A 14,869-nucleotide genomic window follows, 5' to 3' on the forward strand; every position below is an offset into this window, starting at 1 on the left:
GTGAACGTACTGCTCTGATCGTCGAGGACCATCATCCCGGGGGAGTCCGCGTCCCGTCCCGCCGCACCTGGCGGGGCGGGACGCGGGCGTTCGCTCAGGTGCCCGGCTTGCGGCCGTACACGAAGACGTCGTCGCCCTTCTTCAGGAGCGACCAGTACTTCTTGGCGTCCTTCGGGGTCATGTTGGTGCAGCCGTGGGAGCCGGGCGGGTTCCACATGCTGAGGTTCACCGAGTGGAAGGCCTGGCCGCCGTCGAAGAACTGGCTGTAGGGCATCGGCACGTTGTAGATCGACGAGACGTGGTTCTTGTCGCGCCAGTAGATCTTCTTCAGGCCGGTGCGGGTCTCGTAGCCGTTGCGGCCGGTGCGGACCGGGACGGGGCCGTAGACGAGCCGGTCGCCGTCCTGGATCCAGCTCAGCTGGAGGGTGAGGTTCACGCAGGCGATGCGGCCCTTGTTCGTCGGGCACTTGCCGTCCCGGTTGGGGTGGTTGCCGACGGCCTTCTGCTTGGTCATCAGGTCCATCACGCCCCAGGTGACGGATCCGGCGTAGCCGATGTTCGGGGTGATGCCGTGCTTCGTCTGGAAGGCCTTGATCGCCTTGCAGTCGGCGGTGGACTGCCTGCCGTCGACCGGTCGGCCGAGGAACTTCTCCACCTGCTTCTGGTACGGGCCCGCCTGCGTGGTGCAGCTCGCCGCCTGCGCGGGCGCGGCGCCCAGCGCGATCGTCAGCGGTGCGACGAGTCCGGTGATCCCGAGTGCGACGGCACCGCGTCTGCGTATGTCCCCCATGGCCTGTCCCCTGTCCCCTGCCCTTGTGTACGTGTGTGCGATCTCTACCAGGTAGACGGGTCCGAGCACCAGCCCGTTGTACGGCCGGGCTGCCTGCGACGAAACGGTGACAAAGCCCGGGATCGGTCAGGCGCCCCGGTCGGGATGGACCGTCGCGTGGAAGCCGGTGTTGACCGCGGTGAGGCCGCCGTCGACGACCAGGGTGGTGCCGGTGATCCAGGCCGCGTCGCGGGAGGCGAGGAAGGCGACGGCGGCGGCGATGTCCTCGGGCGCTCCGACCCGGCCGAGGGGGTACAGGCCTCGCATCTCGGCGAGCTCGTCCTCGCGCCCCTCCCAGGCGGAGGTGCGGACCGTGCCCGGGGCGACCAGGTTGACGCGGACCCCGCGGGCGGCCGCGTGCCCGGCGAGGGTGCGGGTCAGGGAGCCGAGGCCTGCCTTCGCCGCGCTGTAGGCGTGGTTGCCGAAGTCCTGGAGGCCGTTGACGGAACCGATGGTGACGATCGCGCCGCGCCCGGAGGCGACCAGGTGCGGGAGGGCGGCGCGCGAGCAGCGGTAGGGGCCGCCCAGGGTGATGTCGAGGTCCCGGGCCCACTCGTCGTCGGAGTCGTCCTCGAAGAGCGCGGTGTCCGGGGTGCAGCGCGCGGCGCAGTTGACGAGGACGTCGAGCGAGCCGAACGTGTCGACGGCGTGGGCGACGGCCGCCTCGACCGCCGAGCGGTCGGCCACGTCGCACGCCAGGGCCCGTGCGTCCAGGCCCTGTTCCCGCAGTCCGGCGGCCGTCTCCGCCACGACCGTCCCGTCCCGGTCGGTCAGCAGGACCTGTGCGCCCTCCTGGGCCAGCCGACGGGCCGTGGCCGCGCCGATGCCGCGGGCGGCGCCCGTGACGAGAACTCCGTGTCCTTCGAAGCGCTGTGTGTGGGTCATGGGGCGACGGTAGTCCCTCGGTGATCAACTGGGCGGATACCGTTCCTCCATGTCCGCGTTCGTGCAGCAACTCCCCGCGCTCATAGGCGTCGTCATCGGCGCGCTCGGTTCCTATGCGGCGGTCGTGCGCAGCGACCGCGCGCGCTTCCGGCGGGAGCAGGTGGCCCGTTGGGAGGAGCGGCGGCTGGCCGTGTACTCCGACTACGCGCGGACGCTGAAGAAGACGATCACGCTGGCGTGCCGGGTGGCCGCCCACTTCGGCAACGACCCCCATCCGCATCCGCTCTCCCCGCAGGAGGCCGCCCCGCTGCTGGCGGAGTCCACGCTGGCCCGGGATCCGGACGGGGAGGCGCTGCTTCTGCTGGGGAGCCCCGAGGTGGTGGAGAAGGCGCGGGTCTGGGTCATGGTGGTGCTGGAGATGGAGCGGTTCCTGCGCGCCGGGACACGTGATCCGCAGGCTTGGCAAGCGCTGCTGGAGCGCCATCGCAACGGCCGGGACGGCTACTACGCCGCCGTACGCGACGATCTGGCGCTGCCACCGGGCCTTGCGGTGCGGTGGCAGCTGCCGCCCGTGGGGCCCTCCTGATCTAGCGGTAACCCGACACGTCCGCCGGCTTGCCCGCGTCCTGCACCTCGACCAGGTACCGCCAGGCGTCCGGGCGGCTGCCGTCCAGGTCGGTGAAGCCGTAGGTCCGGGCGAGCGAGCCGCTGTCCAGGGACTGGCCGTTCCAGCGGGACACGTCGGGGTCGGCGGCGAGCGCGGCCACGGCGCGGCCCACGTAGCGCGGGGTCTCCGAGATGGCGAAGTGGGGCACCTGGTCGAGGGCGTCGCGCCAGTTCTCCTCCCGCACCCCGAAGTGGTCGAGCATCATCTCGGAGCGCAGCCAGCCCGGGGTGAGCGCGAGGGCGGTGGCGCCGCGCGGACCCAGTTCGTGGCCGAGGGCGAAGGCCATGCGGATGACGGAGGTCTTGGCGAGGTCGTAGAAGAAGGTGTTGCGGTAGTTCTCGCGGTTGTAGGCGTCGGTGCCGTCGGTCATCTCGACGACCAGGCCGCCGGGCCGGCGCAGCAGCAGGGGCAGGGCGTGGTGGCTGGTGATCGCATGGGGGTCGATCGCGAGCCGGAGCAGCCTCAGGCCGTTGTCGAGGTCGTGCTCCCAGAGCGGGCTGTCCCATGCGAAGAGCTTCTCGCCGCCCCAGATGTCGTTGACGAGGACGTCGAGGCGGTCCTGTTCGTCGGCGATGCGGTCGACGAGCGCGCGGACCCGCACCGGGTCCAGGTGGTCGGTGGGGACCGCGATGCCGTGGCCGCCGGCCGCGGTGACGAGGTCGGCGGTGTCCTCGACGGTCTCGGGGCGGTCGTACTCGGAGCGGTGGTTCCTGGTGCTGCGTCCGGTGACGTAGACGGTGGCGCCCGCCGCTCCGAGTTCCACGGCGATCCCGCGCCCGGCTCCCCGGGTCGCTCCGGCGACCAGTGCGACCTTGCCCCGCAACGGCTGTGACATGTCCGACCTCCCGTTGTGCCCGATGTCTCTTCGAGCATGGCGGGGAAGCCGGACAACCTCTGTCGTGATTTACGGGCGGGTCACCCGGTCACCCCGTCACCCGGCCGCGCGGAGTTTCTCGTCCAGGGTGGCCAGATCCGGCAGGAACCAGATGTGGCCGCCCTGGTTCGTCTCGTGGACGAAGTCGCGCAGGGCGGTGCTGTCGTCGGTGTGGCGGGTGACGTCGCCGACGACCGCGAGCCGGACCTGGTAGGTCACGAACTTCTGTATGACCGCGCCGGCGACGCCCGACCGCAGCCGGAAGAAGTCCTCGGCGACCCGTGCCACGGGTACGGCGACCACCTGGGCGTCGCGGCCCATCGCGTCGCCGATCAGGTCGAGGGCGGCCCGCTCGCCGTCCAGCGGCGGTCCGTCGGGGGCGCAGTGCAGGACGTTCACTCCGCTCAGGGGAACGACGTCGTCAGTGGCCACGGTCGATCCACTCCTGCAGGTGCGGGGCCTCGGCGCCGATCGTCGTCGAGTCGCCGTGGCCGGTGAGGACCTTCGTCTCGGGCGGCAGGGCCAGCAGGCGGTCGCGGATCGAGTCGATGATGGTCGGGAAGTGGGAGAAGGAGCGGCCGGTGGCGCCCGGGCCGCCCTGGAAGAGGGTGTCCCCGGTGAAGACGGTGCCGAGGCCGGGGTCGTAGAGGCAGACCGCGCCGGGCGCGTGTCCCGGGGTGTGCAGGACCTGGAGGTCGGCACCCGCGGCCTCGATGACCTGGCCGTCGCGCAGATGGGCGTCGGGGTCGCGGTCGGGGTGGGTCTGCTTCCACAGCGGCAGGTCGTCGGGGTGCAGCCAGATCGTGGCGCCGGTGCGCTCGGCGAGGGCGGGCGCGGCGTCGATGTGGTCGTTGTGGGCGTGGGTGCAGACGATCGCGGTCAGCCTGCGGTCCCCCACGGCCGTGAGGATGGCGTCGGCGTCGTGGGCGGCGTCGATGACGATCACCTCGTGGTCGTCGCCGACGATCCAGACGTTGTTGTCGACGTCCCAGGTGCCGCCGTCCAGGCTGAACTGCCCGGAGGTGACGAGGCGTTCGATGCGGGCGGCCATCAGAGCACCACCACCGAGCGCAGGACGTCGCCGTGGTGCATGCGCTCGAACGCCTTCTCCACCTCGTCGAGTTGGATGGTCTCCGTCACGAACGCCTCCAGGTCCAGGCGGCCTTGCAGATGCAGGTCGATCAGCATGGGGAAGTCACGGGAGGGCAGGCAGTCGCCGTACCAGGAGGACTTGAGCGCGCCGCCGCGCCCGAAGACGTCCAGCAGCGGCAGCTCCAGCTTCATCTCGGGGGTGGGCACGCCGACGAGGACGACGGTGCCGGCGAGGTCGCGGGCGTAGAAGGCCTGCTTGTACGTCTCCGGGCGGCCGACCGCCTCGATGACGACGTCGGCGCCGAAGCCGCCGGTCAGGTCGCGGATCGCCTCGACGGGGTCGCTCTCGCGGGAGTTGACGGTGTGGGTGGCGCCCATGGTGCGGGCCTTCTCCAGCTTCCGGTCGTCGATGTCCACGGCGATGATCCGCGCCGCGCCCGCGAGGTTCGACCCGGCGATCGCCGCGTCGCCGACGCCACCGCAGCCGATGACGGCGACGGTGTCGCCCCGCCCGACGTTGCCCGTGTTGATCGCGGCGCCGATGCCGGCCATCACCCCGCAGCCCAGCAGTCCGGCGACCGCGGCGGAGACCGAGGGGTCGACCTTGGTGCACTGTCCGGCGGCCACCAGGGTCTTCTCGGCGAACGCGCCGATGCCGAGGGCGGGCGAGAGCTCGGTGCCGTCGGTGAGGGTCATCTTCTGCCGGGCGTTGTGGGTGTTGAAGCAGTACCAGGGCCGTCCACGCAGACAGGCCCGGCAATTGCCGCACACGGCACGCCAGTTGAGGATCACGAAGTCGCCGGGCGCGACGTCGGTCACCCCCTCGCCGACCGACTCGACGACGCCGGCCGCCTCATGGCCGAGCAGGAAGGGGAAGTCGTCGTTGATCCCGCCCTGCTTGTAGTGCAGGTCGGTGTGACAGACCCCGCAGGCCTGCACCTGTACGACGGCCTCCCCGGGTCCCGGATCCGGCACCACGATCGTCTCCACCCGCACCGGCTCGTCCTTGCCGGGTGCGATCACTCCGCGTACCTCCTGCGCCATGGCCTGACCCCTTCCGTCGCCCGGTGTACGTCCCTCCGACCCTACGCGTGACTGATCAGTAACGGCACCGATTCCCGCAGGCCGGGGGCTTGGGGCAGGAGGCGAGGCGGTCGGCGGGGACGATCGGTGGACGGGGTCGGGCACCGCTGGAGCACCGAGGTGCGCGCCCAGGAACGGTCAGGGATGGCCGAGCTTCGCGGACACCGCGTCCAGGACCCAGTCCAGGCCGGTCGTGAAGGAGGTCTCGGCGTCCACGTGGGTGCCGTCGTACACGGCCTTGCTCAGCGCCGGGAAGCGGCCTGTGGCCAGCATCTTCGTCAGGTGGGGGCCGGAGGCGCGCTGCCAGTCGCTCTTGGTCAGGCCCGTGGCCCGCTCGGCCCGCAGGTTGGCGATCTCGCGCCTGATCGCGCCGGTGAAGTAGGAACTGACCGTCTCGACAGCGCGCATGACGGTGTCGATGTCGGCGAGTCCGTCGAGGGAGGCCAGGGTGGACTCGGCCACGGCGAGGCCGTTCGGGCCCAGGCTCGGGCGGCCGCCGAGCAGGTCGGCCAGCCATTCGTGACGGAGTGCGGCTCGCCTCGTGCGGTGGGCGAGACCGCTCAGCGCCGCACGCCAGTCGGCGGGCTCCTCCACGGGGAGGATCTCGGCCTGGACCTCGTCCACCATCAGGTCGAACAGCTCTTCCTTGGTGGAGATGAAGCCGTACAGCCGCATCGGGCCGGCGTTCAGCCGGGCGGCGACCTTGCGCAGCGACACCGCCTCCAGGCCGCCCTCGTCGGCGAGCGCCACGGCGGCGGCGACGATCCGCTCCCGGTCGAGCGGCACGGGGCGAGTCGGCGGCTCCGGTCGGTCCCAGACAGTCATGGCCACATCGTACTGTTGCGATACAGCGTAGAGCTTCAATACAGTGTATCGACATGAGACATCGCATCGCCGTGGTCGGGAGCGGTCCCGGCGGCCTCACCTTCGCCCGTGTCCTGCACCGCCACGGTCACTCCGTGGCCCTCTTCGAACGCGACCCCTCCCCCGACGCACGCCCCCCGGGCGGCTCCCTGGACCTGCACGAAGGGATGGGCCAACTCGCCCTGGACAAGGCCGGGTTGCTGGCGGAGTTCCGGCAGCTGTCCCGCCCCGAGGGACAGGCCATGCGCATCCTGGACACCGACGGGACCGTCCTGCGCGACTGGCGGCCCCGTCCGGACGAGCGGGCCCATCCCGAGATCGACCGGCGGCAGCTCCGTGACCTGCTGCTCGGCCCGGTCGAGGTCCAGTGGGGGCGGGCCGTGACAAAGGTGGTGCCGGGGACGGGGGACGGCGTACTCGTCGAGTGCACGGACGGTCGGCAGGACACGTTCGATCTCGTGGTCGGCGCGGACGGCGCCTGGTCCCGGGTCCGCCCGGCCGTCTCACCGGCGACGCCGCACTACACCGGCGTCACGACGGTCGAGACCTCCCTCGACGACATCGACACCCGCCACCCCGACCTCGCCCGGCTGATCGGCGACGGTTCGGTGGCGGTGTACGGCGTGAACCGAAGCCTCACCGCCCAGCGCAACAGCGGCGGCCATGTGAAGGTGTACGCCAAGTTCCGCGCGCCGCTGGACTGGCACGCCCACCTGGACCTGGCCGACGTCGAGGCCGTGCGCGCGAGCCTGCTCGCTCTGTTCGACGGCTGGGCCGCGCCGGTCCTGGACCTCCTCCGCCGCGGCACGGCTTTCGTCCACCGCCCGCTCCACACCCTGCCGGTGTCCCACACCTGGCCCCATGTCCCCGGGGTGACGCTGCTGGGCGACGCCGCCCATCTGATGCCTCCGCTGGGAGCGGGCGCCAACCTCGCGATGCTGGAGGGCGCCGAACTCGCCGAGTCCGTCGCCGCCGCCCCCGAGGACCTGGACGCCGCCGTCCGCGCCTTCGAGGAACGGATGTGGGAGCGGGCCGGCACATGGGCGAAGAGGACCACCGCCGGTCTGGAACGCCTCGTGAGCCAGGACCCCGCCGAGGCCCTCGCCCTCTTCGACCGACTCCAGCCCTCCTGACCGCCGGCACGAGAACACCCGCAACGGCGGCCGAAGGGCGGCCGGCCCAACGGCAGCCGAAGGGAACCCGGCCCGCCGACGTAGCCTTGAGGCCTTGGCCGCCGAGCCTCAAGGAGCGCCGTGAGCACCACCGAGACCACGCCCGGCCCACCCACCTGGCGCCTGCTCCTCGGCTACGTACGACCGCACCGCTGGACCCTGCTGGCCGGTGCCGCGCTCTCGCTTCTGACGGGGGTCACCGGTCTCCTGCTGCCCCTGGTGGCACGGGAGTTGATCGAGGACCTCTCCCACGACCGCACGATCACCTGGGCGTTGCTCGCCATGAGCGGGCTGGTGATCGCCAACGCGGCGGTCGGCGGGCTGGGTTCGTACGTGCTGCGGCGCACCGCGGAGTCCGTGGTCCTCGGCGCGCGGCGCGCCCTGTCGTCGTATCTGCTGCGGCTGCGCATCACCGCCGTGGACCGCACCGAACCCGGCGACCTCATGGCCAGGATCACCTCCGACACCACGCTGCTGCGCGAGGTCACCACCGACTCCCTCGTGGGCCTGGGCACCGGCGGGCTCACGCTGGTGGCGACCGTGGTGATGATGGCGCTGGTCGACCCGGTGCTGCTGGGGGTCACGCTGGCGGTGATCCTGGCCGCGGGCACCGTCCTCGGTGTCATCGTGCCGCGCATCAACCGGGCCAGCCGGCAGGCGCAGGACGCGGTCGGCCTGATGGGCGCCTCACTGGAGCGGATCCTCGGCGCGCTGCGCACGGTGAAGGCGTCGGGCGCCGAGCACCGCGAGGAGCAGACCCTGCACGCGGCCGCCGAGGAGTCCTGGCGGCAGAGCGTCAGGGCCGCCAAGTGGGCGGCGGCCGCGGGCAACACGGCGGGACTCGCGATGCAGATCGCGTTCATCACGGTGCTCGCGGTGGGCGGGGCGCGGGTGGCCACCGGCGCGATCGGCGTCGGCACACTGGTGGCGTTCCTGCTGTACGTCTTCTACCTGATGTCGCCGATCCAGCAGGTCGTCGGGGCGATCACGCAGTACCAGACGGGAGCCGCGGCCCTCGCCCGGATCCAGGAGGCGCTCCACCTGCCCGCCGAACCGGCCGCGCCCGCGGCGCCGTTGCCCACCGAGGGCGCGGAGCCCGCCGCGGTCGCCTTCTCGGACGTCCGGTTCCGGTACGCCGACGATCTCCCCTATGTCCACCACGGAGTCACGTTCGAGGTGCCCGCGCAGGGAATGACGGCGTTCGTCGGGCCGTCCGGAGCCGGGAAGACGACGGTGTTCTCGCTGATCGAGCGGTTCTACGATCCCGAGTCCGGGGTGGTGACGCTGGACGGGCGGGATCTCGCGGAGTGGGAACTGCCGCACCTGCGGGCCGCGATCGGGTACGTGGAGCAGGACGCGCCCGTGCTGTCGGGGTCGCTGCGGGAGAACCTGCTGCTGGGCAATCCCGACGCGGACGAGGACGCGATCGCCCGCGTGGTGAAGACGACCCGGCTGGACGGACTGGTGTCCCGGCTGCCTGCCGGACTGGAGACACTGGTCGGACATCGGGGGACCAAGCTGTCCGGCGGGGAGCGGCAACGGGTGGCGATCGCGCGGGCGTTGCTGCGCCGGCCCCGGCTGCTGTTGCTGGACGAGGCCACGTCCCAGCTGGACGCGGTGAACGAGGCGGCGCTGCGGGACACGGTGGCCGATGTCGCGCGCACGACGACCGTCCTGGTGGTCGCGCATCGGCTGTCCACGGTCACCATGGCCGACCGGATCGTCGTGATGGACGCCGGGCGGGTGCGCGCGGTGGGGACGCACCGGGAACTGGTCGCCGGGGATCCGTTGTACGCGGAGCTGGCCGCGACACAGTTCCTCGCCACGGCCGGCTGAGCCGGGTCTCCGCGGCCGGCTGAGTCAGGTCGCTGTGACAGGACGCGTCGAGGGCCGCCCGGTGATCCGGGCGGCCCTCGAACAGTGTGTGCGGGAGCGGTCACTCGATCGCGGGGACCAGCCCGGTGACGGGAGCGGCGAGGTCGGTGACCTGGTGCAGTTCGTTGAGCCGGTACAGGTCGTTGGCCTTGCTGAGCTGCTGGGAGACCTTCGGCATCTGAGCCCTGTGCTCCGCGGGGATGTCGCTCATCGCGAGCGAGTCGAGCATGGCGATCGGGCTGAGCGGGCTCGCGTCCGGGGCGGCCGCGTCGGCCGCGTTCGCGAGGGGAGCGGCGAGACCGGTGACGCCGACGGCGAGACCGACGGCGGCGACGATACGTCGAGTTGAGATCATGTTGTCAGCAACGCGCACCGGCCGCTTGCGGACACGGCCGCCCGGCGCCGCTCACCCGTCAGGCGGAGCGTCCGGACTGCGCTTGCCGTGACCGCCGGGGCGGAGGAGTCTCATAGGAAGAGGCCCCTGAGCGGTCCGTTCCTCGTCGGGCCGCGGCCCTCGAAGGAGGTCACCATGGGCACTGCCGCAAACACCGGCTTCACCAGCGAGACCCTGCGCCGTGGCGTCGAGGGGAACTCGGCGGCGAATCTGCTGTCGCTCTACGCGGACGACGCCGAGATACGCATCGTCGACCGCAACACGCAACCCAGCCACCCCAAGGTGGTGCACGGCAAGGACGAGATCGGCGCGATGCTCGACGACGTCTACAGCCGCGACATGACGCACAAGATGGAAGGGTGTGTCATGGAGGGCGATCACGTCGCCTTCAGCGAGTCCTGTCTGTACTCCGACGGGGTGCGCGTCCTGTCGGAGTCGATGCTGACCCTCAAGGACGGCAAGATCACCGAACAGACCATGATCCAGGCATGGGACGAGTAGCGAGAAAGGTGCCGGGAAGGTCCGGATCACGACCCGGCTGATCCGGACCCTCTCCGCGCGGGCGGTGCCGAGCCGCCCGGCTTCGCCTCGGCGGCCACGACGAGTTTCCGCAGCAGGTCCGCGAGCGTCCGCCGCTCCGCCGGGGTCAGCGCCGCGAGCAGCGCGAGCTCGTCCTCCTCCTCCGCGGTGACCTGCTGTGCGAAGGCGGCGTGCCCGGCGTCGGTGAGCCGGACCCGCACCCGTCGCCGGTCGGGGTCCTCGTGGGTCCGGGTGATCAGACCGGCCTCCTCCAGCGGCCCGAGCCGGGCCGAGAGGGCGCCCCGGGTCAGTCCCAGCTGCTCGGCGAGGAGCGAGGGGCTCGCGGTGTACGGCGGGCCCTGCCGGCGCAGAGTGAGCAGCACCTTGTACTGCCAGTGCCGCAGCCCGTCCGAGTCGAGGGTGGTGCGCCGGGCCTGGGAGGCGTGCCGGGCAAGGAGGGCCAGCCGGGCGAAGATCGCCTCCTTGACGGGGTCCATCCAGTCCAGTTCCCGCGCCCACACCTCGACGTGCCGGTCGACCGAGTCCCGCATTACCCGCTCCCTGCAATAGTTTTCTTGTGGATGGTTTTTTGTCTGACTACCTTCCCCTGTCATGACGCACACCGCGAGCACCACCGTGGATCTCGACCAACTCCTCGCCGCCGCACATGAGTTGGCTCTGGCCGGCCGATGGGAGCGGGCGCTGGGCCTGCTGGACACGACGGACTGCGCCATCCCCGACGACCGCGCCCGGCTCGCCCTGGCCGCCGCCGAAGTCGCCCTGCTGAGCGACTGGTTCGCCGGCACGGAGCTCACGGCCGCCCGCGCGGACCGGGCCGAGAAGGAGGCGCCGGACGCGGACTGGGACCTGGGCTTCATCCGGCTACGGCACGACTACCGCTGCCAGTCGGTCCGTGCGGGCGTGTTCCGCCCCGGCCCCGAGGGCAAGGATCCCGAGGCCCTGGCCGCGATCCGCCGTACCGCGCACCAGCTGCGGGACAGCGCCCCCGACGAGGTGCGGCGGGGCTGGGCCTCGATGTACCTCGGGCTGACCATCGAGAACCTCTTCGCCGAGCGCTCCGCCGCGTCCGCGCACTACGAGGACGCCCTGCACGCGGGCAGCGGGGGCAGCGGGGGCGATACGGGCGACGCGAACGGCGACGACCTCCTGTCCCGCGAGGCCCTGCGCCACCTCGGCGACCACGCTCACGACGCCGGCGACCACGAGCGTGCCGTGGAGTGCTGGGAGCGGGCCACCGTCCTCGGGGCGCGGGCGGGCCTGGTCCCCGGCGTCCTCTCCCAGCAGCTGCTGCTGGCGGTCCTGGCCCGGGACACCGGCGACGAGGCCGGGGCGCGGGCGCTGGCCCGGGAGGTCGCCCGCTGGGCCGGGGCGATCGGCGCGGACCGGCTGCACGCCCAGACGACGGGGTTCCTGGACGGGGTGGATCCGACGGCGGCGCCTCCCGCACAGAACGGCGCCTGACCGCCGTACGCCCCCCTCGGTTACCCTGGTGGCGGGCCGTGACTGGCGCTGAGGTGGAGCACCACCGGGGAGCGGTCCGCACTCCTGATGCCGTGCGCCTGGGCGATTCCCACGATCGACCCAGGAGTGGATCATGTCTCAGGCCCGCATCATGGACGGCACCGCGCTCGCCCGGCGCATCGTCGAGGACACCGCCAAGAAGGCGGCCGACCTCACCGAGCGCACGGGACAGGCACCCTGTCTCGCGACGGTTCTGGTCGGCGCGGACCCGGCCTCCGTCACCTACGTCCGGATGAAGCAGAACCGCTGCCGCACGGCCGGTATCGCATCCCGCCACGTGGAGCTGCCCGCGGCGACCACCACCGAGGAACTCGTCGGCACCCTGCGGGAGTTGTCGGCCGACCCGAGCGTGCACGGCATCCTGCTCCAGCATCCGATGGGCGCGCACATCGACGAGCGGGCCGCGTTCGAGGCGATCGCTCCGGAGAAGGACGTCGACGGGGTCACCTTCGCCTCCTTCGCGACGATGAGCTTCGGCCTGCCGGGCTTCGTGTCGTGCACGCCCGGCGGGATCATGCGGCTGCTCGACGAGTACGACGTCGACCCGGCCGGCAAGCGGGCCGTGGTCGTGGGCCGCAGCGCCATCCTCGGCAAGCCGGCCGGCATGCTGCTGCTGGCCCGGGACGCCACGGTGACCTACTGCCACTCCCGCACGGCCGATCTGTCGGCGGCCGTGCGGGAGGCGGACATCGTGGTCGCCGCGGTGGGCCGGCCCCGGCTGATCCGGGGCCAGGACATCAAGCCGGGCGCGGTGGTGATCGACGCCGGGTACAACGCGGGGAACGTGGGTGACGTCGACTTCGACTCCGCGGTGGAGCGGGCCTCGCTGATCACGCCGGTGCCGGGCGGCGTCGGTCCGATGACCATCGCCACGCTGCTGGAGCAGACCGTCCGAGCCGCCGCCCGGCAGGGCTAGTTCAGTTCAGCGTCCACTTCTGGTTGGACTGGCCGTTGCACGTCCACAGCACCGTCCTGGTGCCGTTGGACGTGCCCGCGCCGTAGGCGTCCAGGCAGAGACCGGCGTTGACGTTGGTCAGGCTGCCGTCGCTGTTCACGTTCCACTTCTGGTTGTTCTGGCCGTTGCAGTCCCAGATGACGACCTTGGTGCCGTTGGTGGTGCCGAGGTTGTAGGCGTCCAGGCACTTGTTGCCGTACACCACGAGTTCCTTGCGGGAGGTGTACGTCCACTGCTGGTTCTGGCCGCCGTTGCAGTCCCAGAGTTCGGCTTGGGTGCCGTTGGTGATCGTGTTGTCGTAGAGGTCGAGGCAGCGGCCGGAGCCGGTGCCGACGGCGAGGGTGCTGTTGGCGCCGGGCAGCGGGCGGACCGTGATGTCGGCGAGCGTGGGCGCGTTCGTGAAGGTCAGCGTGTTCGCGGAGCCCTTGGACAGGCCGACCTGGACCGAGACGGTGCCCTGGGAGGAGCCGGTCGGCGGGAAGGAGACCGCCGTGGAGTTCTGGCCGTTGACCCTCAGCGTCCCGGTGACCGCGCCGGTGGTGTTGTTGGTGTACGCCACGTCGATGGTCTTGATGCCGGTGCTTGCGGCGGCCACTCCCGAGAAGGCCGCCGTGCCGGTGTAGGTCGTGGCCGACTGCTCGGTCCCGCCGGTCACCGTGAGCAGCACCGAACCGCCCGCCGGGACACTGGTGGTGTAACCCGTGCCGTAGGAGCCGAGGTCGGAGCGCGCCCACATGTCGCGGACGGTCGCGCCGGCGTTGGTCAGGCCCAGGTCGGACCAGCGGACGGTGATGTTCTGGGCGGCGGAGGTGCGGTTGAGGAGGACGACGGCACGGTTGCCGCTGCCGGACAGGACCTTGCCGTAGACCTGGAGTCCTGTGATGTCCTCGGCGACCTTGACGCCCTGGAGGCCGCGCGGGTCCTGGTCGACGGCGATGACCTCGGGGTTCTTGAGGATGTTCGCCGTCTCGGTGCTCATGCCGGCCAGGTTGTTCCCGGCCAGCAGCGGGGCGCCGGAGATCGCCCAGAGGTTCATGTGGGTGCGGTTCTGGGCGGCGGTGAAGCCGGTCATGCCTACCATCAGCATGTCGGGGTCGTTGTGGAAGCCGGTGTGCTGGGCGAGCGGGTGCAGGCCCTGGTCGAAGTTGGACAGCATGTTCGCCGTCGAGGGGTTGTTGCCCCAGTAGATGATGTCGGTGCTGGTCCGGTACATCGGCGCGAGGCCGGGAGCCCAGTTCCAGGTGTTCTGGTAGCCCCAGTTGCAGATCGACAGGGTCAGCGGACGCCCGGTGGTGGCCGTCGCCCTGGCCACCGCGTCGCTGATCGACCTGTACGTCGTCGCCGCGTCGAGTCCCTCCGCGTCACCGCCGCACCAGTCGACCTTCACGAAGTCGAAGCCCCACTGGGAGAACTGGAGCATGTCCTGGTCGTAGTGGCCCTCGCTGCCGGAGCCGGGGGCGGCGGGGCGGCCCGTCGGGTAGTAGTAGCCGCAGCCGTCCTTGCCCGCGTCGGTGTAGATGCCGGCCTTGAGGCCCTTGCTGTGGATGTAGTCCGCGATGGCCTTCATCCCGCCGGGCCACTCGGACTCGTCGACGGTGATGTTCCCCGCGCTGTCCCGGGTGCCCTGCCACCAGCCCTCGTCGATGTTGATGTACTGGTAGCCGGCCGCCGGCAGACCCGCCGCCACGAACGCGTCGACCTGCGCCTTGATGACGTCGTAGTCGATCGCGGCGGCGAAGCTGTTCCAGGACGCCCAGCCCATGGGGGCGGCGGGCACCGGTATCTGACGGCTCGTCGCGGCCTCGGCCGGGGTCGGCCGGACGAAGAGCAGCGCGGCGGCGGCGGCCAGCGCGAGGACGAGGGCGCGGACGGCGCCGGCCCGGAGACGTCTGCGGGCACTGCGGGGCGGGGGGATCATGCGGCTCCTTCCAGTGGTGGGGGAACACCAGAATCCGACCGGTATATCGAACGCAGACCGGTTTCTCGAACGTGGTGCGCGCCGAAGCTAGAGCCACGGGAGGGTGAAGTCAACGGCTGCGACAGGGGTGAACTGGCTTGTATGCACGCGTCGTTCGGGCCCGGAGCCGGGGTGCGGCGCCATACTGTCCGGCGTGCGGG

General features: G+C 71.5%; 16 protein-coding genes and 1 riboswitch. Of the genes, 6 read left to right on the plus strand and 10 right to left on the minus strand.

Features of this window, described 5'->3' with window-relative positions; genetic code table 11:
* Nucleotides 1–94 precede the first annotated feature (94 nt).
* Both ACFULQ_RS03910 and ACFULQ_RS03915 read right to left on the minus strand, forming a co-directional pair.
* A complete protein-coding gene (locus ACFULQ_RS03910) occupies nt 95–790 on the minus strand; it encodes a L,D-transpeptidase family protein (protein WP_383537735.1) in 696 nt (231 codons plus the stop codon).
* Nucleotides 791–916: 126 nt separating this feature from the next.
* Entirely contained in the window at nt 917–1,714 is a 798-nt protein-coding gene (locus ACFULQ_RS03915; RefSeq protein WP_383537737.1) for an SDR family NAD(P)-dependent oxidoreductase, read from the minus strand.
* A 49-nt stretch (nt 1,715–1,763) separates the two neighbouring features.
* Here ACFULQ_RS03915 and ACFULQ_RS03920 point away from each other — a divergent pair, with 49 nt between their 5' ends.
* Entirely contained in the window at nt 1,764–2,300 is a 537-nt protein-coding gene (locus tag ACFULQ_RS03920) for a hypothetical protein (protein WP_383537739.1), read from the plus strand.
* A 1-nt stretch (nt 2,301) separates the two neighbouring features.
* Here the strand turns inward: ACFULQ_RS03920 and ACFULQ_RS03925 are convergent, their stop codons facing one another.
* The 5 genes from ACFULQ_RS03925 to ACFULQ_RS03945 form a co-directional block, all read right to left on the minus strand.
* A complete protein-coding gene (locus ACFULQ_RS03925; protein ID WP_383537742.1) occupies nt 2,302–3,216 on the minus strand; it encodes an SDR family oxidoreductase in 915 nt (304 codons plus the stop codon).
* A 96-nt stretch (nt 3,217–3,312) separates the two neighbouring features.
* Nucleotides 3,313–3,687 (minus strand): DUF4180 domain-containing protein, encoded by a 375-nt coding sequence (locus ACFULQ_RS03930; RefSeq protein ID WP_383537745.1) that lies wholly within the window; start codon nt 3,685–3,687, stop codon nt 3,313–3,315.
* Nucleotides 3,677–4,306, minus strand: coding sequence for an MBL fold metallo-hydrolase (locus tag ACFULQ_RS03935; RefSeq protein WP_383537748.1), 630 nt, complete (start codon nt 4,304–4,306; stop codon nt 3,677–3,679). The genes ACFULQ_RS03930 and ACFULQ_RS03935 overlap by 11 nt, the downstream gene beginning before the upstream one ends.
* Nucleotides 4,306–5,391 (minus strand): S-(hydroxymethyl)mycothiol dehydrogenase, encoded by a 1,086-nt coding sequence (locus tag ACFULQ_RS03940; RefSeq protein WP_383537751.1) that lies wholly within the window; start codon nt 5,389–5,391, stop codon nt 4,306–4,308. The genes ACFULQ_RS03935 and ACFULQ_RS03940 overlap by 1 nt, the downstream gene beginning before the upstream one ends.
* Before the next feature lie 177 nt (nt 5,392–5,568).
* Complete coding sequence (locus tag ACFULQ_RS03945; protein ID WP_383537753.1) at nt 5,569–6,255, minus strand: TetR/AcrR family transcriptional regulator; 687 nt, start codon at nt 6,253–6,255, stop codon at nt 5,569–5,571.
* Between the two features lie 53 nt (nt 6,256–6,308).
* Between ACFULQ_RS03945 and ACFULQ_RS03950 the strand changes: the two genes are divergently transcribed.
* Nucleotides 6,309–7,427: an FAD-dependent oxidoreductase gene (locus ACFULQ_RS03950; protein WP_383537755.1), complete on the plus strand. Its 1,119-nt coding sequence runs from the start codon at nt 6,309–6,311 to the stop codon at nt 7,425–7,427.
* 120 nt (nt 7,428–7,547) lie between these two features.
* Complete coding sequence (locus ACFULQ_RS03955) at nt 7,548–9,302, plus strand: ABC transporter ATP-binding protein (protein ID WP_383537758.1); 1,755 nt, start codon at nt 7,548–7,550, stop codon at nt 9,300–9,302.
* A 100-nt stretch (nt 9,303–9,402) separates the two neighbouring features.
* Here ACFULQ_RS03955 and ACFULQ_RS03960 read toward each other — a convergent pair whose 3' ends face one another.
* Nucleotides 9,403–9,696 carry a hypothetical protein gene (locus tag ACFULQ_RS03960; RefSeq protein ID WP_383537761.1) on the minus strand — a complete coding sequence of 98 codons (294 nt, stop codon included), beginning with the start codon at nt 9,694–9,696 and terminating at the stop codon, nt 9,403–9,405.
* A 174-nt stretch (nt 9,697–9,870) separates the two neighbouring features.
* On the opposite strand from ACFULQ_RS03960, the gene ACFULQ_RS03965 reads away from it, so the two are divergent.
* A complete protein-coding gene (locus ACFULQ_RS03965; protein ID WP_383537764.1) occupies nt 9,871–10,236 on the plus strand; it encodes a nuclear transport factor 2 family protein in 366 nt (121 codons plus the stop codon).
* A 26-nt stretch (nt 10,237–10,262) separates the two neighbouring features.
* On the opposite strand, the gene ACFULQ_RS03970 is transcribed toward ACFULQ_RS03965, so the two are convergent.
* Nucleotides 10,263–10,805: a MarR family winged helix-turn-helix transcriptional regulator gene (locus ACFULQ_RS03970; RefSeq protein ID WP_383537767.1), complete on the minus strand. Its 543-nt coding sequence runs from the start codon at nt 10,803–10,805 to the stop codon at nt 10,263–10,265.
* A gap of 61 nt (nt 10,806–10,866) precedes the next feature.
* Between ACFULQ_RS03970 and ACFULQ_RS03975 the strand changes: the two genes are divergently transcribed.
* Together ACFULQ_RS03975 and ACFULQ_RS03980 are read left to right on the plus strand one after the other, a co-directional pair.
* On the plus strand, nt 10,867–11,736 hold the full coding sequence (locus ACFULQ_RS03975; RefSeq protein ID WP_383537770.1) for a hypothetical protein: 870 nt from the start codon (nt 10,867–10,869) through the stop codon (nt 11,734–11,736).
* 28 nt (nt 11,737–11,764) lie between these two features.
* Nucleotides 11,765–11,847, plus strand: a riboswitch (ZMP/ZTP riboswitch).
* 22 nt (nt 11,848–11,869) lie between these two features.
* Nucleotides 11,870–12,712 (plus strand): bifunctional 5,10-methylenetetrahydrofolate dehydrogenase/5,10-methenyltetrahydrofolate cyclohydrolase, encoded by an 843-nt coding sequence (locus tag ACFULQ_RS03980; protein WP_383537773.1) that lies wholly within the window; start codon nt 11,870–11,872, stop codon nt 12,710–12,712.
* Nucleotide 12,713: 1 nt separating this feature from the next.
* Here ACFULQ_RS03980 and ACFULQ_RS03985 read toward each other — a convergent pair whose 3' ends face one another.
* A complete protein-coding gene (locus tag ACFULQ_RS03985; RefSeq protein ID WP_383537776.1) occupies nt 12,714–14,669 on the minus strand; it encodes a ricin-type beta-trefoil lectin domain protein in 1,956 nt (651 codons plus the stop codon).
* Nucleotides 14,670–14,869: the final 200 nt, after the last annotated feature.

The sequence above is a fragment of the Streptomyces sp. NPDC057253 genome, from assembly GCF_042669125.1.
Taxonomy (GTDB): domain Bacteria; phylum Actinomycetota; class Actinomycetes; order Streptomycetales; family Streptomycetaceae; genus Streptomyces.